Origin of the sequence: Corynebacterium sp. MSK071, from assembly GCF_030232125.1 — a bacterium.
Lineage (GTDB): Bacteria > Actinomycetota > Actinomycetes > Mycobacteriales > Mycobacteriaceae > Corynebacterium > Corynebacterium kefirresidentii.
The window spans coordinates 62,280-83,434 of record NZ_JASPJA010000006.1 but is presented as its reverse complement, the minus strand read 5'-3'; the positions used below and the strand labels follow the sequence as shown (position 1 = coordinate 83,434).

21 protein-coding genes are annotated in these 21,155 nt (G+C 58.5%); 2 read left to right on the top strand and 19 right to left on the bottom strand.

Features of this window, described 5'->3' with window-relative positions; translation table 11 throughout:
• The first annotated feature begins 204 nt into the window (after window positions 1-204).
• Together QP990_RS06435 and QP990_RS06430 are read left to right on the top strand one after the other, a co-directional pair.
• Window positions 205-1,047 carry a DNA adenine methylase gene (locus QP990_RS06435; RefSeq protein ID WP_284798738.1) on the top strand — a complete coding sequence of 281 codons (843 nt, stop codon included), beginning with the start codon at window positions 205-207 and terminating at the stop codon, window positions 1,045-1,047.
• Complete coding sequence (locus QP990_RS06430; RefSeq protein WP_284798737.1) at window positions 1,040-2,392, top strand: type II restriction enzyme; 1,353 nt, start codon at window positions 1,040-1,042, stop codon at window positions 2,390-2,392. The genes QP990_RS06435 and QP990_RS06430 overlap by 8 nt, the downstream gene beginning before the upstream one ends.
• Here the strand turns inward: QP990_RS06430 and QP990_RS06425 are convergent.
• The 19 genes from QP990_RS06425 to QP990_RS06335 form a co-directional block, all read right to left on the bottom strand.
• Complete coding sequence (locus tag QP990_RS06425) at window positions 2,389-3,036, bottom strand: LysE family translocator (protein ID WP_284798736.1); 648 nt, start codon at window positions 3,034-3,036, stop codon at window positions 2,389-2,391. The two genes, QP990_RS06430 and QP990_RS06425, sit on opposite strands and share 4 nt — an antisense overlap.
• Window positions 3,033-3,422: an ankyrin repeat domain-containing protein gene (locus tag QP990_RS06420; RefSeq protein WP_284798735.1), complete on the bottom strand. Its 390-nt coding sequence runs from the start codon at window positions 3,420-3,422 to the stop codon at window positions 3,033-3,035. Before QP990_RS06420 ends, QP990_RS06425 begins: the two co-directional genes overlap by 4 nt.
• A 10-nt stretch (window positions 3,423-3,432) precedes the next feature.
• On the bottom strand, window positions 3,433-4,410 hold the full coding sequence (gene holA / locus QP990_RS06415; protein ID WP_284798734.1) for a DNA polymerase III subunit delta: 978 nt from the start codon (window positions 4,408-4,410) through the stop codon (window positions 3,433-3,435).
• A 1-nt stretch (window position 4,411) separates the two neighbouring features.
• Entirely contained in the window at window positions 4,412-5,824 is a 1,413-nt protein-coding gene (locus QP990_RS06410) for a ComEC/Rec2 family competence protein (RefSeq protein WP_284798733.1), read from the bottom strand.
• Window positions 5,825-5,842: 18 nt separating this feature from the next.
• On the bottom strand, window positions 5,843-6,529 hold the full coding sequence (locus QP990_RS06405) for a ComEA family DNA-binding protein (RefSeq protein WP_284798732.1): 687 nt from the start codon (window positions 6,527-6,529) through the stop codon (window positions 5,843-5,845).
• Window positions 6,530-6,628: 99 nt separating this feature from the next.
• Window positions 6,629-7,504, bottom strand: a complete 876-nt coding sequence (locus QP990_RS06400) for a DegV family protein (protein WP_284798731.1) — start codon at window positions 7,502-7,504, stop codon at window positions 6,629-6,631.
• Window positions 7,504-8,202, bottom strand: coding sequence for a histidine phosphatase family protein (locus tag QP990_RS06395; protein ID WP_284798730.1), 699 nt, complete (start codon window positions 8,200-8,202; stop codon window positions 7,504-7,506). The genes QP990_RS06400 and QP990_RS06395 overlap by 1 nt, the downstream gene beginning before the upstream one ends.
• A gap of 6 nt (window positions 8,203-8,208) precedes the next feature.
• Window positions 8,209-8,652: a ribosome silencing factor gene (gene rsfS, locus QP990_RS06390; RefSeq protein WP_179387589.1), complete on the bottom strand. Its 444-nt coding sequence runs from the start codon at window positions 8,650-8,652 to the stop codon at window positions 8,209-8,211.
• A 146-nt stretch (window positions 8,653-8,798) separates the two neighbouring features.
• The gene (gene nadD / locus QP990_RS06385; RefSeq protein WP_023020946.1) at window positions 8,799-9,416 is read right to left on the bottom strand and encodes a nicotinate-nucleotide adenylyltransferase; all 618 of its coding nucleotides are present in this window, start codon (window positions 9,414-9,416) and stop codon (window positions 8,799-8,801) included.
• The gene (locus QP990_RS06380; RefSeq protein WP_200288742.1) at window positions 9,413-10,369 is read right to left on the bottom strand and encodes a cutinase family protein; all 957 of its coding nucleotides are present in this window, start codon (window positions 10,367-10,369) and stop codon (window positions 9,413-9,415) included. Before QP990_RS06380 ends, nadD begins: the two co-directional genes overlap by 4 nt.
• 11 nt (window positions 10,370-10,380) lie before the next feature.
• Complete coding sequence (locus QP990_RS06375; protein ID WP_200288741.1) at window positions 10,381-11,649, bottom strand: glutamate-5-semialdehyde dehydrogenase; 1,269 nt, start codon at window positions 11,647-11,649, stop codon at window positions 10,381-10,383.
• A 72-nt stretch (window positions 11,650-11,721) separates the two neighbouring features.
• Complete coding sequence (locus tag QP990_RS06370; protein WP_023020943.1) at window positions 11,722-12,057, bottom strand: hypothetical protein; 336 nt, start codon at window positions 12,055-12,057, stop codon at window positions 11,722-11,724.
• Window positions 12,057-12,962: a D-isomer specific 2-hydroxyacid dehydrogenase family protein gene (locus QP990_RS06365; protein ID WP_023020942.1), complete on the bottom strand. Its 906-nt coding sequence runs from the start codon at window positions 12,960-12,962 to the stop codon at window positions 12,057-12,059. Before QP990_RS06365 ends, QP990_RS06370 begins: the two co-directional genes overlap by 1 nt.
• Complete coding sequence (locus QP990_RS06360) at window positions 12,962-13,891, bottom strand: D-isomer specific 2-hydroxyacid dehydrogenase family protein (protein WP_023020941.1); 930 nt, start codon at window positions 13,889-13,891, stop codon at window positions 12,962-12,964. Before QP990_RS06360 ends, QP990_RS06365 begins: the two co-directional genes overlap by 1 nt.
• A 33-nt stretch (window positions 13,892-13,924) precedes the next feature.
• Entirely contained in the window at window positions 13,925-15,157 is a 1,233-nt protein-coding gene (gene proB / locus QP990_RS06355; protein ID WP_034660157.1) for a glutamate 5-kinase, read from the bottom strand.
• Window positions 15,158-15,217: 60 nt separating this feature from the next.
• Window positions 15,218-16,750 carry a GTPase ObgE gene (gene obgE, locus QP990_RS06350; RefSeq protein WP_284798729.1) on the bottom strand — a complete coding sequence of 511 codons (1,533 nt, stop codon included), beginning with the start codon at window positions 16,748-16,750 and terminating at the stop codon, window positions 15,218-15,220.
• 1,802 nt (window positions 16,751-18,552) lie between these two features.
• Window positions 18,553-18,687, bottom strand: a complete 135-nt coding sequence (locus tag QP990_RS06345; protein ID WP_023020938.1) for a hypothetical protein — start codon at window positions 18,685-18,687, stop codon at window positions 18,553-18,555.
• Window positions 18,688-18,723: 36 nt separating this feature from the next.
• Complete coding sequence (locus QP990_RS06340; protein ID WP_023020937.1) at window positions 18,724-18,903, bottom strand: hypothetical protein; 180 nt, start codon at window positions 18,901-18,903, stop codon at window positions 18,724-18,726.
• A 1,421-nt stretch (window positions 18,904-20,324) separates the two neighbouring features.
• Window positions 20,325-20,384: a hypothetical protein gene (locus tag QP990_RS06335; RefSeq protein ID WP_232212622.1), complete on the bottom strand. Its 60-nt coding sequence runs from the start codon at window positions 20,382-20,384 to the stop codon at window positions 20,325-20,327.
• Between the last annotated feature and the right edge of the window lie 771 nt (window positions 20,385-21,155).

Here is a 21,155-nt window from a genome sequence, read left to right as displayed (position 1 = left end):
CGACTATGGAAACAGCCGTGCGCACGGGAAGAATTTACTACCGGCCGGCCGTACGTTTAGGCCCGTCATAGAACTATTTAACAAAGCTGTGATGTTAGACAACCAAAGTATCTGTGCGGCCAGCCATCCGCTCCAGTTATCCGCCCGCACGTTCGAAAGCCCAATGGTGCTCGTGTCGGGTAGGGCCGCTAAGATGAGTCAACGATGAAAAACGTTAAGCCACTGGTGAAATGGGCGGGCGGGAAGCGCCAGCTCTTACCACATATCCACGCCGCCCTACCGGCGGATAACCCGCGGCGGTTTTATGAGCCCTTCATCGGTGGCGGCGCGGTGCTTTTCTCTCTCCAACCAGCCGGCGCACGGGTCAATGATCTCAATGCTGAGCTCATCAACCTATATGAGGTGGTACGCGGCGGCGTCGACGAGCTCATTGCAGAGCTCGTGAGCTATCCCAATGAGGCGGAGTTTTTCTATGCGCTGCGCGCAGTGGACAGGGATGCGAAGCGGTTTGCCGCCCTCTCCCCTGTCGAGCGTGCTGCACGAACGCTGTATCTCAACCGCACCTGCTATAACGGCCTGTATCGCGTGAATACGGCAGGTCAATTTAATGCGCCGTTCGGGCGCTATAAGAATCCCACCATTTGCGATGAAGACACGCTGCGTGCGGTGCACCGCTATTTTGCGGAAAATGAGGTGATCTTTTCCCAAGGCGATTTCGCCGCAGCGGTGGCAGAAGCAGGCGAAGGCGATTTTGTCTATTTCGACCCGCCCTATGACCCAGTCAATGTGACGAGCTCGTTTACCGGCTATCAAAAGGGCGGCTTTGACCGCGCGGAGCAAGAACGGCTCAAAGAGGTCTGCGATGAGTTGGACAAACGCGGGGCAAAGTTTCTGCTGTCGAATTCAGCCACCGAGTTCATCCGAGAGCTCTATGCGGATTATGAGGTAGGCATCGTGGGGGCAACGCGGGCGATCAATTCCGTCGCTTCGAAGCGCGGCAAGGTCGATGAGGTACTGGTGCGCAATTATGAGGTCAGCGGTGACTAGCGGGCCGAAGGCGCACGCGGGGCGGGAGCTGCAGGAGGAGCTGCGGGCACGTTTTGGCGTTCCGGAGTCGGTGAAGCTAGGCGTTAATGACTGGGGTTGGCTGCGCATCTTGGCGGCTGGCTACGGCGAAGAATTGGAACGGCGCGGGTATTTTTTCATCAGCGCGCGGGAAGTGGAGAAAATCTCTGCTCGGCAGCCACGGTTGATGGCCAAGCATGATTTTTCCACCTCGCGGCCTTGGATCTTTCAGCGCCTGCAGCTCGGCATCGTGCCGGTAAGCCGCAGCGAATACTTGGTGGGCCGGTTCAACCTCTACGAGAAGTTTCCGCAGGCACAGCGCGGGGAGGTACGTACGCTGCAGCTGCCAGCGGGTCTAGATACCCTCTCGTTGGAGAGGGTGAGCTCGGAGGCGGTGGCGTTAAATGGGGCGTCGGCAAGCGGGATGCTAGAAGACTTTCTGGCCTGCGGGCCTTTGCAAGCTACGGTGGCAGGCCGCATGTCCACGCGCGAGATGCAGGTGCGGCTGCCGGACCTGGGCGTGGAGGTCGCGGTGGACCGCGCACAGATGGAAATCGACGGCGGTTTTGAATCGCTCGAGCATCTAGTGCTGGTGGAGGCGAAAAATCACCTCTCGGATGATTTCAATATCCGGCAGCTCTATTTTCCCTACCGGCGCTTCCAACAGCGCCTGGCAAAGGAAGTGGTACCGGTTTACCTGGTGTATTCCAATGGCATTTTCCACCTATACCGCTATGAATTTAGGGATCCGGCCGATTTTCGCAGCATTGCGCTGGTCGATAGCGCCCGCTACGCACTATCGGCCTCGCACCTGGATGCGCAGGCAGCGCTGGATATCGTTCGGGCGGTGGAGCCCGACGTCGAGCCGGAGGTGCCCTTTCCGCAGGCCAATAACTTTGAGCGGGTGGTCAACCTCTTGGAGCTCATGGCGCTGCAGCCGCTGAGTAAGGCAGAGATTACTCAGCGCTATGATTTCGATCCGCGGCAGGCGGACTATTATGCCAACGCCGCGCGCTACCTGGGGTTGGCGGTGCCGGTGGATGAGGCCTGGGAGCCCACCGAGCTCGGGAGGCGAATTATCGAACAGCCGCAGCGCGATGCCCGAAATGCGGCGCTCATACGGACGTTGGCGGCGCGACGGGTATTTCGCGAGGTGCTCGAACTCAGCTTGGCTCGCGGCGCGGTCGCCAGCACCGCGGAGATTATTGCGGCGATGGAGGAATTGGGGCTGAGCTTGGCGACGTCCCGGCGGCGCGCCTCCACCGTCGCCCGCTGGACCCAGTGGGTGCTCGACACGGTGGCGGAGGGAATGCCGCGGCTGTTTTAGTGCAGGAGGTTCTGCGCACCGGAGACAATAAGGACGATGCCGGCGATAATGAAAAACAGGCCCGAGCCGATATCGATCCACGGACCAGCGGCGATGAGCTTGCGGCGCACGGCGTTGGTAGAAATTACCGTGGCAACGACGAGGAAAAAGAGGAAGGCCGAAAGCGATAAGGACAGCGTCAACCCGATGGCCAACCAGATGGGCGGGCTGGCCGGCAGCAGCGGGGCAATCATCGCGGCGAGGAAGAGCACGATTTTCGGGTTGGACATATTCGTGGCTAGGCCGACTTTGAAAGCGGTGCGCAGGCGGCCCAGCTGGGCGGCGGCGTCTTCCAGATCAACCGGCGGGTTAGCGCGTTGGGCGATACCGCTGCGCAGCGCGCGCGAGCCCATAAACACCAGGAAGCAGCCGCCAACGGCCTGAACCGCTCCCAAAATTTCCGGAAAAGCCGTCAGCAGCGCGGCGGCGCCGAAAACGGTGGCGGCGCACCAAAAAAGCACGCCGATTTGGATGCCTGCAGCCGCAGCGACAGCGTGGCGGCGCGATCGGGTGGCGTAACGGGTCACCAAGATGATGTCCGGTCCGGGTGAGGCAACGCCCACCAAATTCATAAGAAGGAGGGTAAAAAAGGATGTCCAGGTCACTCCCCTGCCTCGCTTCCCAGGCGCGGGAGAAGGTCCTCTCGGCCAAAGATGCAGGCGGAATCCAGCGCGGAGGGCTGACCGGCGGTGGGATCGGCGTGGGCAGCTAGGAGGGCGTCGATGACCGCGTCTTCCTTCTTGAAGATGGCTCCGGCCAGGGGCGATTGGCCGCGGTCATTGAGCAGATTAACGTCCGCGCCGGCGCGAGCAAGTGCGGTAACCAGCTCGGCGTGGCCGTGATAGGCCGCGAGCATGAGGAAGGACTGACCGTCCTGGTTCACGAGGTCAATATTTACGCCGTGGTCGATATAGGCCAGGAGGTCCAAGCTGCCCTCGCGTGCCATGTCAAAGAGCCGACCGGCGAATTCCTGCACTTGCGTCTCAGACATAGCTTCTAGCTTATCGCGCCAGTTCCGCGACTCGTTTGACGGCCGCCTCTATGGCGAATTCGGGCTCACCGCCTTGGCCTTTGACGGCGGCATCGAGTTCCGAGACGAGGATGACGGCCTTGGTGACATTATCGGCGGACCAGCGGCGAGCCACCGGCTGGGTCATCTTGACCACGTAGGGTGCTAGGCCGGTTTGGCTAGCTAAAGAATACTGGTCCCCGCGGGCGGAATACAGGCGGGCTACGGCTCCGACCTTATTGGCTAGCGCTGCGGCAATCGCCACGGGGCTGGCGCCAAGCTGCAGGGCGCGGCGGCAGGTGGACACGGCGGCTTCGACGCGGCCGGCAACGGCGGCATCGGCAATATCCCAATTGGCAACCTCGGCCACGCCGACGTAGTAGTTCTGCACGGCCTCGCGGGTGACGTTGCCGCCGGTATCGGACACCAACTGGGAGATGGCAGAGGCCAGCTCGCGTAGGTCAGAGCCCACGCCTTCGAGCACGGCATGGATGACGTCCGGGGTCGGGCGCACACCGTGGGAGGAGAATTCGCGGGTGGCCCACTGCCCCAGCTCATTGGGATAGAGCGAGAAGACTTCGTGAACCTCGGCAATCTTGCGCAGCTTGGCCACCAGTTCAGGTTGCTTCTTCTTTTTCTTTAGGGTCTTGGCCGTCACGGAGTAAATGATGACCATGGTCATGCCCGGCGCGGGGTTCACGCAGGCACGCAGGATGATATCGACTACTTCCTTGCCGGCTCGCTCGCAGTCACTGATGACGATAACGCGGCTATCTCCAAAAAGAGAGGGGCTAGTGGCCTCGAGGATTTCGCCCTCGGAGACTTCGGAAGCTTTAAGCTTGGTCAGCTCGGGACGAGCACCGGTTGGGCCGCTCTCCTCGGCTGCGGCACGCTGAATCTGCAGGCGGGCGCGTTCGGTGAGGAATTCATCGTCGCCGAGGATGAGGTGTACTGGAGGCATGCCCGCCATTCTAACCTGCCGCCACACCGAGCCAGGCGATGCCCGCTAGCGTCAACGCCAGAGTCAGCCAAGGGCGGTGATAGAGGAGTCCGGCAATGATCCAGGCGTAGGCAAGCAGCGTAAAAAGCGGGCTGGCGAGGATGGTGACCACCGGCAGGTGGGCCACGCCGTGGGCGATGGTATTAATCCACCACGAAAAGGGTTCTATAAGGCGCAACAGGCCCGCACCTAGTACATCGAGCGGACCGAGCTGGGCGAAGACGGCGGCGATAAGCCCCACGATGGTAATCGGCACGGTGGCGGGCTCAACCAGGATATTGGCCAACACGGAGACCACGGAGACCTCGCCAGACATAAGCGCCACCAGCGGCAGGGTAACGATATCGGCGGCAATGGCCACAGCGACCACGCGCAGAAAGATGGCAGGCCAGCCGGTTGTGGCCAAGTGTTTATAAATGAGCGGGCTAAGCGCCACGATGCCGAGCGTCGCCGCGCAAGAAAGTGCGAAACCAAAGTGCACGGCGAGGTCGGAATCCACGAAGAGCAGGGCAATGATGCCGAGGCTTAAGGCATGAATCGGCTCCATGCGCGTGGAATTAAGCACGGCGAGCAGGCCCACTACCCCGGCGACGGCCGCGCGCTGGACGGAGGGTTCAAACCCAACGAGCACAACATAGGTGGCCAAGGCACACAGCGAGGCAGCCACGCGGGCGCATGGCCCCAGCGCGAAGGCAGCGCAGACCATGGCTGCGGCGGAGCACACGATGGCGACATTTGCACCGGAAACTGCGCTTAAGTGCGAAAGGCCGGTGATGATATACAGGTCGCGCTCTGAAGAGCTTTGCAGGCTAGTATCGCCGAGCACCATGCCAGGAATCAGGCCCTGGCTGGAAGGACCGACGGTATCTACAACCAGCGCGCGAAATGTGTCGGACACGTGGGCCGCCCAGCCGGCTAGGCCTTCGGGCTCACCGGTAACCTGCACGTCTGTGGCAGTGGCGCTGAGCTTTCCGACGCCCGCCCTATCCGACTCCCTCACCTCCACCCTGGCCGTGAGGTCGGCGCCCGCAGCGGCCGGGACCGGTTCCGAGCTAAAGACCGGCAGTTGAGTCGGATACCCTGGCACCTTGAGCTTGAGCAGCCAGCCGCCCGTGCTAGTCTGCGTCGGCGCGGTGGTCAGGCGGCCGGTAACCTCGGTGCCGAGGTCGAACACAGCGGCACGGGCCTGGCGCACCGCGGCAACCAGCGCCGCGGCTGTCGCGACCATTCCGGAAAATAGCGCTTGGCCCCATTGGCGGGCGATCAGGCAGCACCCGACGACCGCCGCAATGATAAAGATTGCCCAGCCACGGCCGCCTAGCAGCACAGCGATGACAGCCAGCCAGGCGGTGGCCGCGCCGGGGACGAGCCGCAGTTCTCGCATGGCGCACTTGTACTCAGCTTAGAGCTGGACCTGGTCTTTAAGCTGCGCTAGCTTCGCCGGTCCGATGCCGGTGACCTCGAGTAATTCCTCAATATCTTGGAAGCCGCCATGTTCCTCGCGGTACGCCACGATAGCTTGCGCGGTGACCTCGCCAACGCCCTTGAGTTCTGTAAGTTCCTCCGCGGTGGCGTTATTCAGGCTCACGCCGCCGGTACTGATGCCGTTGCCGCCGGATGGGGCTGGTTCGCCGGGTGCGGGAGGTGGGGCGGCGCCGGAGGGAAGGATGTGGAGCTGCTGGCCGTCGGAAAGCCGCTGGGCATGGTTGAGCGCGATTGTGTCTGCACCGGGAAGGGGTTGAGCGGCGTCGAGGGCATCGGCGACGCGCGCGCCGGGCTCGAGGGTCTGCAAGCCGGGCTCGGCCACCTCGCCAATGACAGAGACGATGATTTCACTGTGCTCTGCACTGGGTGCAGTGCCAGAATCACCGCTTATTGCCGCAGGCTCGGGCATGCCCGAGGATTCATCGGAGCGGGCGTTGATGCCAAGCCACGCCACCACGCCGACGACGAGAATGACCGCCACGGCGCAGGCTTGCCACGGGCTAATGCGCAGACGCGGGCGAGGATAATCGACGGCGAGGAGCTCTTCCTCACCGGTGGGTTGGGTAAATTCGCGGAGTCGTTCGCTAATCTTGGGTGCCGCCATGGCGCTGAGACTAAGCGCAGGCCCACACAGGCGGTAGGTAGTGCGAAGTCTGGCTGTGGATAACTTGTTGTAGGCGTCAAAGAACCCGGCGCTGCGGGGTTAGTTATCCACAGAACGGCGCGGTGGGAAGGCGCGGGGTCGACCACGCGTGTGAAGATGCGCCGGTTCAGCGGGCGGCTCGGAGCTAAACACGGCGGATACACCAATGGCGGAGGGGCCGGTGTGGACCGAAAGGACATCATTAAGCGGGGTGCAGATGAAGGACGAGCCCTGCGGCAAGGCCGCTTCAAGGAGCGCCTCCAGCTTGGCGGCCGCGTCTTCGGTGTGGTTGTGCTGGATGGCGACGAAGGCCGGTTCCCCGTTGGCGCGGGAGGCAATGAGGTCTACTAGCTTGGTAAAAGCCTTGGTCTGGGTGCGGGTTTTTCCCACCAGCTCCAGCTTGCCGCGGTTAATCGACATGATCGGCTTGGTGGCCAAAAGCGCCGTAGATAACACGGCTGTGGCCGGCGAAAGGCGGCCGGAGCGGCGCAGATCCTCCGTGGAATGCAGGTACACCCAGGTAGCCGCGCGCTTGAGGGTGTCCATAGCCGCAGCGTAGCACTCCTCCAAGCCGGCTCCGCGGGAGGCGAGCTTGGCTGCGGACATGGCGGCCGCACCCATCGCCATGCCGGCCGACCCGGAATCAATCACCCGCACCGTGTGCGGGAAAACGCCCGAAGCAGTCACTGCGGCGGAATAGGTGGAAGAAAGCTCTTTGGATAGGTGTATGGCCACCACCCCATCATCCTGAGAGCGCTCCATTTCGCGGCCATAGGCGGCTGCCAGCTCCAGCGCGCTTAATCCCGAAGTAGATTGCTCCAAGCCATCCTTGCCGTGGCGTTCCATGAGGTGGAGGTCAATGACGGTGATGGATAGCTGCTCCGCCAGCTCCCGGGGCAGGCCTGCAGCGGAATCCGTAATGACGCGAACCGCCACTAGATATCCGCCCCGCCGTCCCCGGTGACCTCGCCGCCCATATTCCAACCGTCGAAGTACCACTGGGCGCGGCCCACGTTGTCGCGGGTGAATTCCAGCGAAGACAGCGGCGTTTCCGGGTTGAAGTCTGGGCGAGCGGTCAGCTGCGACCAGTGGGTATTCTTCAACCCCGAAAGGATCCCGTACTGCGCGTGGTCAAGGCCCAACAGGTGGCAGGTAAGCGCCGAGATGGCCCCGCCATGGGCCACGATGAGGACGGGGCCGGCGTCCCAGCCGGCAAAGTCTTCCATGAGCTCATCGATGACAGGGCGGGCACGCTCAGCCACGTCCACGCGAGATTCCCCCTCCGGCGGGGCCCAGGTGGGATCGTGGCGCCAAATGGCGCGCGCTCCTGGAAACTCCGCATCTACCTCAGCAGAGGTTCTGCCCTGCCACTGACCTAAGTGGGTCTCGCGCAGGCGGGCATCCGTGGTGAAGTCCACGCCAAGAGTTTCAGCGACAACGCGGGCGGTTTCCCGCGCGCGGATGAGATCGGAGGCCACGATTTTAGAGACGCCCTGATCCTGCAGCAGGCGCGCGGCGGCGCGGGCCTGCTCATAGCCCAGCTCGGACAGCTCGGTATCCAAGTGGCCTTGCATGCGGCCGGTGGCGTTATAGGTAGTTTGTCCGTGGCGGATCAGGATCAGGCGGCGACTCATATGGGTTTAAAGCTCCTCGTCCTCACCTGGGACCTTATCGGCCAGTGGGAGCTCGTCGATGGAATCTACCTCACGCGGGTTGACGCCATTGGTCCATTCGCCCGGACGCTCCGGGGCTTCGATGCCCTCAATCTCAAGTGCCGGGCAATCATGGTAAAGGCGGTCCAAGCCGTAGAACTCGCGCTGGTCATTGCGCTGGACATGGACGACGATATTGCCGTAATCCAGCAGCACCCAGCGATTTTCGCGGTTGCCTTCACGGCGCTGCGGTTCAAAGCCCTGCTTGGTCATCTCATCTTCGACTTCATCCACAATGGAGCCCACCTGGCGCTCGTTATCTGCAGAAGCCAGCACGAAGACCTCAGTAATTGCGAGGACATCGGAGACATCAATGGCCGCGATATTGGTGGCTAACTTTTCTTGCGCCGCGTGTGCCGCGGTTTCTGCCATGCTGCGGGCGAGATCAGAAGTAGACAATGTGTATAAATTCCCTTTTCGCGTCTGAGTGCATTCGAAATGAACTATCTCTAGTGAGAATCTATTCTTGCACGTTTAGCAGGCCCGTGCCCAAAATCTGGGAAAGGCCGTGAAAGTTTCTACAGGGGCTTGTCCGGGTTGGGACCGTAGAGATTGTTTTTGGTGATGTACTGCACCACTCCATCCGGTACGAGGTACCACACGGGCTGGCCTTGGGCAGAGCGCTCGCGGCACGCGGTGGAGGAAATGGCCATGGCGGGGATATCGATGAGGTCAATATCCTCTTGCGCATCGGCAGGCAGCATATCAGCGCTTAATTCGTATCCTGGGCGGGTAACCCCCACGAAGTGCGCCATCTCCAGCATCTCTTCCCAGTTATGCCAGCTCATAATGGAGGCCAGAGAATCGGCGCCGGTAATGAAATAGAACTCCGCTTCTGGGAAAAGCTTACGCAGATCCCGCAGCGTATCGATGGTATAGGTAGGCCCCTCGCGGTCAATATCTACCCGCGAGACGGTAAAACGCGGATTGGATGCGGTTGCCACCATCGTCATCAAGTAGCGGTGCTCGGCCGCAGTGACCTCGCGGTGAGACTTCTGCCAAGGCTGACCTGTGGGCACAAAGATGACGCTATCGAGGGCAAAGCGATGCGCGGCCTCACTGGCGGCTACCAAGTGACCGTTGTGGATGGGGTCAAAGGTGCCACCCATGATGCCAATGCGCTGTGGGCTAGTCATGGGTGGTGATTATAGTCCCCGGCCGAGGAGGGAGTAAGCAAGGTGGCGAGGGAGTCGGCAAAAGCGGCGTCGCCAAGCGAGGGCTCTACAAAATAAGAAGCATGGCGAGCCGCCTTGGTAGCCAACGCGTCGTGGGCGGAGGCGAGGTTCAGGTCGCAAACGAAGTCTCCGTCCAGGCAATAGTTAAGCCGGCGCGAGTCCGGCAATGCCGCAGGTTGTAAGAGCAAACGCTGCGGTAGCCAGCCCGCCATACCGTGGGGACGGCTGAGGGGATTGCCCAGGTAAACTGCCCCCGCGAGCTTGCCTCGTTGTGCAAGGTAGCGCTCCGCGCTGGTAGCGACAATGGCGCCTTGGGAGTAGCCAGCCGTAATATAGCGCGGCTGGCAGCCTGTTTCGCGCTCATACTTTTCCACCACGCGCGGAGCGTTGGCCATGCCGGTGCGCAAACTATGTACAAAACCAACGGTGACCGAATACGCCAGCTCGTGCAACGGATGCTCCATCACTACCCCACCGAGGCGGCGAATAAGCTGGAGCGGATTCAACTGCTCACCTTCCTGCGCCAGCGGCGGCAGGTTCATTGACGCCGGGTATGCCTGGGGGTCAAGGGCGAGGACATGGACTTTATCCATCGTGCCGGGATGGCGTTTTTCCACTAGATGAAAAAGCGCGGAGAGGTTTGCCCCTTCATAGCCATTCGACGGCGCGGCATGCGGCGAATACTGCTGCGGTCCGAAATACTCGCCGTATTCCTCATTCTGGTCGGAGCCACGAGCAGCCAAAACAACGAACTCGGGACACCCAGCAGGCTGCGGCGATGGGGCGGATTGTGCTGCTGCCTGGGGCACGACCGGGGCAGCATTCGCGGTGGCGGCGGCGGGGGCTATAGAAACGGCAAGCGCCGCCGAGGCGCTTAGGGCGACGGCGGCACGGAAGAAAGCAGATCGAATCATGGCGGGGAGAATTATGGACGGGTCTGACCTGTACCCTGCAGGATCCACTTAGAAGAGGTGAGCTCCGGCAGCGCCATTGGGCCACGGGCGTGCAGCTTCTGGGTGGAAATGCCGATTTCGGCGCCCATGCCGTAGACCTCGCCGTCGGTGAAGGCGGTAGAGGCATTGAGCATCACCGCGGCGGCATCCACCTCGTTGCCGAATTTCACTAGGACATCGGCGTCTTGCGCGGCGATGGCCTCGGTGTGGCCAGTGGTGAACTCGGTGATATGCGCGATGGCGCCATCTACGCCGTCGACCACCTTGGCGCAGATATCCATAGATAGTGACTCCTCGCGCCAGTCTTCATCGGTGGCCTGCACGGCATCCTTGACGCCGAAGGCCTCGAGCTCGGCGACGTCGCCGTGGATGGTCACGCCAGCATCCTGCAGCGCGGCGATGATGCGGAGCTTGACGGAGTCATCCAAAGCGGCGTCGATAAGCACGCACTCCGTGGAGTTGCACACGGAGGTGCGGCGGGTCTTGCCGTTGATGACCATGTCGATGGCCTTATCAATGTCTGCAGAGGCATCCACGTAGAAGTGGCAATTGCCGGTGCCGGTCTCAATGGCGGGGACGGTGGCGCCGGTAACGACGGCCTCAATAAGCTTTGCGCCACCACGCGGAATAACCAGGTCCACCAGACCACGGGCGGTAATGAGGTCCTGGACGGAATCGTGCGTCTCGCACGGCAAAAGCTGCACGGCCTCGCGCGGCAGGTCAAACTCAACGAGGGTATCCTGCAAGATTTCTACCAGCTTGGTGTTGGAGTTGCGGGCGGATTTGGAGCCACGCAATAGCGGCACATTGCCGGACTTGATGGCCAAACCGAAGGCGTCCACGGTGACGTTCGGGCGGGCCTCATAGACCATGCCCATGACACCGAGCGGCACGCGCACCTGCTTCATCTGGATTCCGTTATCCATGGTGCGCCCCTGCAGGATCTCCCCTACCGGGTCCTGCAGGCCAGCTACCTGGCGCAGGCCGCCGGCAATGCCTTCCACGCGCGCGGCGTCGAGAGACAGGCGGTCAATAAGGGACTCGGACATGCCGCGTTCGCGGCCGGCATCGATATCCTGCTTATTGGCGGCGAGAATGGCTTCGGTGTGGGCAATGAGGTTGTCGGCTGCGCGCTGCAAGATCTCATTCTTGCGCGGCGTGGACAGCTGCGCCACAACGGGCGCGACTTCCTTGGCAGCACGGGCTTTGGACAGAACTTCTTCGCGTTCAGTGTTGCTCATGTCATACCAGCCTAACGAAAGGCCGCGCGCTTTTCAGCCAGTTGGGCGGCAAGCACCCGCACGGTGGTGTCCTTATTGGCCGAGCTCGCGGCTCCGCTTGTCGGATGCCCGGCGGCGGCGCTTCTCGTCCTTCCGCTCGAACATGAGGTATTCCTCTTCGTAATAGCTCAAGTTATAAACGTGGCGGGCTCCGGCCGAGCATATAAAACAGATAATCGGGATAACCCAAAAATAGGACCAGTGGAAGAAGAAATAGCCGAGCACAACGGAAAGGATGGTGGCCGCCCAGGCAGCATAATCGACCGCCTGTACCTTCTTCCGGCGCTCCTTCATATCCGCGACCTCGGCTTCGGTGGGATTAAAAGAGCTCCCTTGATAAGAACCGTCTTGTGAGGCGGCGTTGTCCATTAATAACCCGCCTGAATATCGACTTCCGTGGGGATTGCTTCACCTGCGGAGTAGCGCTCCATGACCTGTACTGTATGCGAGCCGATGCGCCGGCGCACCGAATAGGGAGGGTTGGCCAGGTGCGGGGTGATGACCACGTTAGGCATGTCCCACAGTGGGTGCCCATCGGGCAGCGGCTCAGGGTCGGTGACATCCAAGCCAGCGCCGGCGATGTCTCCTGCCCGCAAGGCTTCGACTAAAGCATCGGTGTCCACCAGTGGTCCGCGGCCAACGTTAATAATCACGGCGTGATCGGGCATGGCACGGAAGGCAGCGGCATTAAAAAGCCGGTGGGTCTCGTCCGTTAGCGGCGCAAGCGCCACGAAATAATCGGCGGCTGGCCAGACGCGCTCAATATCGGCGGTGGCGAAGGTTTCATCGGCACCCTCGACTGGGTTGCCGGAGCGATTGACCGCGATTATGCGTGGTCCGAAGCCTTCCAGCATACGAATAAGCCGCTTGCCGATGCCCCCGGCGCCCACCACCGCTACCGTCTTATCTTCAAAAAGGAAGCTGGTATGAGCCTCAACCTCATCGCGGTTAGACCAGCTAGTCCCCACGCGCTTATGCGCATGCAAGTGGGCGAGCAGGAGCGCAATGGTAGATTCCGCCACGGTGGCGTCATACAGGCCGGCGGCATTAGACCAGCGGGCGGTGGTATCACGCATGACGTCGAGCAGGTGATCCACCCCAGCGAAGGGGACCTGCACCAGGCCCACGCTCGGTGGCAGGGGCCGTGGGAAATCATCTGGGCCGCCGTTGAAGATGAGAACCTCGGCATCTTCCAGTGGGGCGCGCTCGTGACCCGCTGCATCGAGTGCCTGCAGGGTTTCCTCCCACGGGGTGGGTAGCATCGCGTACTTCATTAGTAGCCCGCCTCCACATCGACGCGGGTAGGCATCGCCTCTCCCCTCTCCCACGCCGCGGCATTGGCGTTGAAGATAGCGCCCAGGTGGTACTGCGCCACGTGCGCGGAAGCAGCCATGTGCGGCGTCATGGTGCAATTAGGCAGGTCGTATAGCGGATGCCCATCAGGCAGTGGCTCGGGATCCATAACTTCCAGCCCGGCGCCGGCGATCTCACCATCGCGCAGGGCCGCCACTAGATCGTCGGTTACTACGGTGCTGCCACGGCCGACGTTGATAAAGATGGCGGAGGATTTCATCGCGCGGAAAGTGGCGGCATCAATGAGCCCCTCGGTGTCCGAGGTCGCAGGCAGGATACAGAAAATGAAATCGGCCTCGCCCCACACGTGATCGGCCTTATCCATGGGCACGACCTCATCGGCGCCTTCCACCGAGCGGCCGGAGCGATTGACCGCGGTAATGTGCACGCCAAACGGTTTCAGCAGCTTAATAAGCTGCTTGCCGATGCCCCCAGCGCCGAAGATGGCTACCCTCTTCGGCCCTCGCTGGTTATAAAGCCACGCCTGGGACTCGTCCAGCTCCTGTGCTACCGACCACGAAGCGGCCTGGGCGAAAGCTTTGTGGTGGTGCGCCTGTGACAGGGCCAGGCCAAGTGCAGATTCGGCTACCGGCTGGGCAAAAGCGCCAGCGGAGTTGCACCATGGCACGCCGTCTGGGGTGATGACCCCGGCATCAATGAGCTGATTTACGCCGGTAAAACAATGCTGCACCCAACCGATGTTCTCCGGCATCTCGGGGATGCGGCGCGGGTTGGGCGCATTGTTGATGTAGACCTCGGCATCTTCAAGGCTATTTACGCGTTCGTGCCCGGCAGCCTCGATATCTTCTACCATCGGCTGCCAGGCGTCCGGACCCATGAAATATTTCATGCCCCAACCATACGGGGAATCAGGGACTTGGGTTTAAATACGGGAGGCGAAGTTGGAGAGGTAATCGGCGTGAACAACTGAGCGGCGCTGCTCCTCAGGAAGTTCTTCCATCTTCTTTCCCTTAATACCGTGCAGTTCCTCGGAGTCGAAACGGACTTCGCCGCGTCCGATGACCTCGCCATTCGGACCGAGGATATCGATGATTTCGCCCTTGGTGAACTCGCCTTGCACATCGGTAATGCCCACGGCCAGCAGTGAATTACCGCCCTCGGTCACGGCTTGTTTAGCGCCTTCATCGAGGCGGACGGCTCCGCCGGTATCTGCGCAGTAAAGTGCCCAGAACTTCCAGGCGGAAAGCTGGCGTTCCTCGCGGGTGTGGAAGACGGTGCCCACAGAGGCGTCGGCAAGCGCGGGGCCAATATTATCCGTGGAGGTCAACAGCACCGGAATGCCGCCGCGGGTTGCCAGGCGGGCTGCAGAGACCTTGGTGGCCATACCACCGGTGCCCACCTTGCCGCCATCGCCAGCTACAACGCCCTTCAAGTCCTTGCCGGTGCGCACTTCATCGATGAACTTAGCGTCCGGCTCGGCCGGGTTCTTGTCATACAGGCCATCCACATCGGAGAAGAGGAAGAGCGCATCAGCACCCACCAGGTTGGCCACCAGCGCGGAGAGGCGATCGTTATCGCCAAAGTGCATCTCCGAGGTAGCCACGGCGTCGTTCTCGTTGACGATAGGAATGGTACGCAGCTGGCGCAGGCGATCAATGGTGCGCTGCGCGTTGCGGGCGCGATCGCGGTGACCAGTATCTGACGCAGTCAACAAAACCTGGCCGATGGTGCGCTGATAGCGAGCAAAGGACTGGCCCCACACATAGGCCAAGTGCACCTGGCCTACAGAAGCGGAGGCCTGCTTGGTAGCCAGATCGGTGGGACGCTGGTGCAGCCCGAGCGGCCCCATGCCGGCGGCGACCGCACCAGAAGAAACGATAATGACATCGGAGCGGCCCATGCGCGCATGAACGGCATCGACGATGTGATCAATCTTTTCCTGTGAAACACGGAAATTTTCATCCGTGAGAGAAGAGGAACCAATCTTGACCACGACGCGCTTGGCGTGCGCGATCTCGTGGCGAAGTTCAGATTCAAAACCGGACGCTACCGGGTTCTCATCGAGCGGTTCTGGAAAGGGAGTATCGGCGGTAGGCCCGTCAAAAGGCTCTACCGGAAGTGGAAGGATGGGCTCTTTCTGTTGATCAGAAGACATGCCAACCGAGTCTACAAAGCGCCCCCTCTTATACACCCCAAGAAGAGGGGGCCTACCGAGCTAGCCTTGCCACCTATCCCGATTAGCACCCTCGCGAGTGACCTCTTCGTCGGTGCCGTAATCGTATTCATCGATAAGACCACGGCGTGCCTGAGAGGCACGCTTGCGCTCGGCGGCGGAAACGCGGCTAGTGCCCTTCAAACGGGCGTCCTCGCCGCGGCTGGCCATCGTCGGATCACCGCCAGTCATCGGCTCCCACTCGAAGGTAATGCCGCCGATCGTCACCGGACAGCCTTCCACAGCGCCCTGCTCGCGCAGCTCTTCCTCCACGCCGGCCTTGGCCAAGCGGTCCGCCAAGAAGCCCACTGCCTCATCATTTTCAAAATCAGTTTGGGTAATCCAGCGATCAATCTTCTTGCCCTCAACAATGAAGCCACCCTCGACCTCAGGGTCGGCCTTCACGGTGAAATCAGCAAATACACCGGTATGCTTCTTATGGCCCTGGGCCTTGGGATGGATAACGGTGTGGTTCTTATCCTTCTTTGGCAATGGCTGGGCCTTGCGATGCTCGGTCACCATATCCATGAGCCGGAACTTCAGCGGATCCAGGCCCTTGCGAGCGACGGCCGAAATAATAAAGACAGGCCAGCCAAACTTCTCTTCCAGATCATACTTGACAAATTCCGCCAGCTCTTCGGCCTCAGGCACATCTGCTTTATTCAAGATGATGACGCGGGGGCGCTCACGCAGATCCCCTAAACCAGTATCTTCCTGCAAAGCCCCTTGGTATTTTGCCAGCTCACTTTCCATCGCCTCAATATCGGAAACGGGATCACGGCCGGGCTCAATGGTGGCAGTATCGACCACATGGGCAAGCACCGCCGTGCGTTCAATGTGGCGCAAGAAATCCAGGCCTAGGCCTTTGCCATCGGCCGCGCCTGGGATAAGCCCCGGCACGTCCGCGATAGTAAAGGAGCTATCTCCCATATCCACCACGCCCAGGTTCGGCTGCAGCGTAGTAAAGGGGTAATCACCGATCTTGGGCTTCGCGGCCGACAAAACCGAGATAAGCGAGGACTTACCAGCCGATGGAAAGCCCACCAGCCCTACATCCGCCATGGACTTCAGCTCGAGGATAAGATCATGGGCCTGGCCCGGCTCACCCTGGAGAGCAAAACCCGGTGCCTTGCGGTTCTTTGAGGCCAATGCCGCATTGCCTAGTCCGCCGAAGCCGCCTTCTGCGGCCACAAACCGCGTTCCCGGAACGGTAAGGTCCGCCAAGGTTTCGCCCTTTTCAGTGCGGACCACCGTGCCCGCCGGGACCTCCAAAATCAGGTCCTCGCCGCGAGCACCATTACGCATATCGCCGGCTCCATTGCCGCCGCGTTGCGCCTTAATATGCGGGCGGTAATGGAAATCCATAAGCGTATGGATTTGTTCAGAGACCTCGAGGAGGATGTCACCGCCGTGACCACCATTGCCACCATCCGGGCCACCCAATGGCTTAAACTTCTCGCGGTGGACAGACACACAGCCGTGTCCACCGTCACCTGCTTGCAGGTGCAGGACAACGCGGTCAATAAAACGTGCCATGGTCAAATCCTCCGTGCATTGAATAGTTGTCCTACTCAGTGTAATGCGTATCTTGGGCTGGACTCCAACCGTTTAACATAATGTGAATATTGAATATTCTTATTAGGAGGACTTGGATTTTGCTAGGTAGACACCTAGTACCCCGCTTGGTGGAGAAGAAATGAACTGTACCACCATGCCTAAATACTCCGAACAACTCAAACGTGGTGCTATGGTCCGCTCAGAGTGCATTGAAGTCGCCCGCTTCCTTCAGCTTCAGCGAGGTTTGTTGAAAACGTTCCCGCCTTTATTTTCAGGCCCACTAACACGGCACCAGCAAACGTTCCGGCACTAGAGCTTTGCGCGATATTGCCTATGGGTGAGGGCCAATTTCGAGCGAATCCGCCAGGTAGAAAATCATAGAGTTGCACGAACAACAAGATATTTTGCAAAAGGCTGCAAATTCTTTTGAGTAAAGAGACATGTGGGCAATAGAGAGTGTCTGATGGTTTGTAGGCAGATTCCCAACCTGCATGAAGAGACAGACCAGAATGACTACTGCGGCACGACCAGATCTAAGCTTATAAGACCACGACTCATGCAATTGATAAGAAACTTCTTGCCAACCCAAAAATTGCGAAACACATTGACACCTAAAACAGCAACCACGGCTGCCAATAACCTAGTTCGACGCACGTTACAAACCGCAATGACCAGAGACTAAAACTGCCGCCGAAACCGACAATTACCGCAACGAGCCGTACAAAGACAGCGGACAGTAACTACAGCCCAGCCACATTGATATCCCTATGAGATTACCACTCGTTTAGTGGACCCTATTCGTACGGATTTTGTGCCCGTAGGAGAAAATGATCATTGTGAGCTAACAGCGCAAGAAGTACACGCCGGAATATCGGCGCAAAGCCACGAACCTAGTATTCGAGTAAGAGCGCCCGGTATCTTATGTGGCTAAGGAAATCGGTGTTTCCGCCGAGCTTTAGACCAGCGGGGCATACTCGAGCGTGAACAAACCTCCCGGCTGATGCGCTTGGCCGACAATTCTGGCAAGGCAAAGGACGCTCACCTATAACAACGCGCAAGCCCAACGCGCCAAATTTGCGCCAAACCTAGCCAACCATGAGTTTAAACCCCAATGCCCCTACAAACTGTGGATGACCGACATAACAACCGCGCGCACAAAGAAAGGCTTTGTGTACACCGCGATTGTCACTTATACGTTTACTCAACACATTGCCGGATCGTCGTAATCAAAATCCATGCGCACCGAAGCATTGCCGCTGCATGCTTTCAACCCAGTGATCTTATCCGCCAAAGAAAAACAGGTTCGGTGCACCATTCCTACCCCGGCTTGCTGTAAGACTACGTTGTCTACAACAAACAGCTTCCCCGGCAAGGAATCACTCCTTCCACCGGAACTGTCGGGAACTCTTACGACAATGCTCTAGCCGAAAAATTTTAATGGTTCCTACAACCATGAACTCATCCATACTCACAGTATGTGATAATGCTGCCGATGCGGAACCTCCAAAACCCAAATGGTGTCGTGATGGAACAAAACCAAGCTCCACGAAAAATTTAAGACACCCAGACCCAGCCGAGACGGAAACCGAATTATCCAAACCAGAACCCACCACAGGAAATAATAAAACCCCAAGGCAAAAGCCAGGAACAAAACTCGGGCCACTTCAGTACCGAAAAATTTACCCCACTTGCCCTAAGCAACATTGCTAGTCAGGCAAATGGGGTAAATACGCAGTAGACCAAGTATCCTTTTGACACCTGCGGTCTACTTTGGCAGGTTCTTAAACGAACATACCAATGAGCTGGGAAGCGCCGTCAGCAATATTTACAAACGGCTCAACAATAGCCTTAACAACCTCTACGACTGTATTGGAAACGCTGGATAGCTCGGACACAACGCTGGATAGCTCGGACATTTTGACTCCTTCAGGAATTAGGATACTTGAATTATTTTATTCGGACTCGGACAGCGGGTTGATCACATCAACAGCATTTTCAAGATTCTTGCCAGAGAAGATCTCGGTCACGCCGGACAGAATCTTGTACCAACCTTCTTGGGTGTTGACGAAGTTGTCCAAGTGAAGCTGGATGGTGGATAGGTAATCCTGGATGGTCGACAGGTCAAAGTTCATACTCATACTCCTCGGTATCCTCTGGAGAACTTTCAGCCCAGATAGGGTTCGATTGCAGGACCGCTCTCACGTCCCACTAAAGGTATTCTGCCATAAGGTGACAATTCCGCAACAGAAATTCTGCTCCACAAACTAATTGCACCCCCTTTCAACTAGGAAATCATAATGCTAACCCAGCCTCAGTTAAGCCTATACTCATCTTTTGGGAATTCAACAGCGATTATGTAGCCCGCCTTTCAATTAAATTGAAGGATAGGTTAAAAGAGATAAACGCGTAGGTTAACTATCCGCGTTCTAATTTAAAAGTCTTTATTTTTACCTAGCGCCCAGGCACCCCTAATACCCCCCCTTATAGGGGGTTAATCTGTACGCTTTATTCCACTGAACAGTTGGCTCTTCTTAATAGCTTCTCTTCCGATTATGTTCCTGCGGGCCTTTTACACGTTGGCAAATCAGCTTTTTATCCTTTCTGACGTGCCGCAAATCCCCAACTGAGCGACCGCTCTCTACAGAAATCAGTGGAGATCCCTTAAGACAACAAGGGTTTCCCTTGCGACACACTATACGTAGGGATATTTTTATTTGATTCCATCTGCTGGCCTACAACCCGTCAGGTGTAGACCACATCCTTCACCAAGTCTGCATTGGCGCCACCTACACGGCAGCTGCTCCATACCTACCATGCACTGCACGTCATGAGCATCGCTCCCCGTTAAGATCCTACTTATATGCCAACAGCCTACACAGAAATATAAGAGTATGTTACGAGATCTAGCGGCCACATATACCGCAAGTCTCTCTTGCTAACCTCCTTCAGACCGCTACCATCTGACTCAGACGTCAAAGGGAACGAGCTACCCCAGCTACAACAACGCTGTCCTACAACAAGGTGGTGCAATAATCTTCTGAACTCAAGATAGCAATTGTTTTAGTAAACCCTTTGTTTACTTCGGAGGCACTACATAGCGTATGGTTCGCTCTACTTGAGCGCCCATTTGCAGACTGGTTATCAACACCTAGGATGAGATCAGCTACACAAAGACCTGGTACCGCCCAGTCGGAAATCATGACCGTAGGATCGACATACCGCTTGCGGGCGCGCTTCGCGTGCCACGAGGTCGACGTTGCGCGTGATCTCGACGTAGTGCAGCAGCGACTTCTTTTTCGACTCGTATTTAGCCTGGGAAAACAAAGGTTGATAGATCCTTTCAGGACACACGTACGTAGCCTCATCACCGGGATAGCAACTACGCAACCACCCGCACATCTGCTGCGGCGAGTACCTATCTTTCACCATCGCCCAGACCGTCTCACGCAAACGTGGATTGGCATCAATCCTGCGCTTCCGGCGTAAACGTACTCGACGCCGATTTACGGTGCGCATATGTGGGAAGATACACCCCAAACTCGTCCCGGTTACGCTAAAGCTTCTTGCTGATAGTGCTAGCAGAGTACTGAAAACGCCGAGCTGTCTCACACACGCTTTTACCCTGCCGGTCAAGATCAAAGATGAGCTCACGCCTTCTACCGACAGGTAACGCGAAGAAATACGCCTATCAATACGCTCTTGTGGAATAGCCGGGCCAAGGACTGCTTGGCGGCCAACGACATACGGGATTACCTACATAAGCTTGTTATACAGCGCCAAATCCGGGCCAGCCGGGACAAAAGCACATGCCCAGTGGAAATTTTAATAACGCCTGGTCCATATCAGCAACATCACGCGGATGAATTCCACAATCTAAAGCTACATCTTTGAGACCTACACATTCACGCAGCTGCATATAACCACACCGGCGAGTAGTTGCGCATCTTCGCGAGCATGCGGATTGCGCTTCCACAACCCAAGCTCATTACCAGTCCCATAAACCGGACTAGAGCTTATAGAAAGCGGACTCGCAAAATGAATCGGTGTCACACCTTCAAGCCGCAATCAGGCTATCGCCTGACTGTCACACAGCTAGTACGCCTGCGATGATTGCGCGGCAAGTCCAACTCACCAGCAGGCCGATAAGCCACAGACTTTGCTAAACCATCCACACCAGCAGCCACTCAGAATGAACCACCAACCTGATCAACGCTGCAAACGGCGACATAATAGGAGAAACTGGACCCAATTCGACTCCATACAATAACCCCACCGACAACAGGTGTTCCCCGAGAAGCAGAATCCGAGAGCCCTTTTACAACAGAAAATCCCCAAGCCCTTCACACTGGTGTGGGACGGACTCGAGGATTAGCCTAATCGGCCT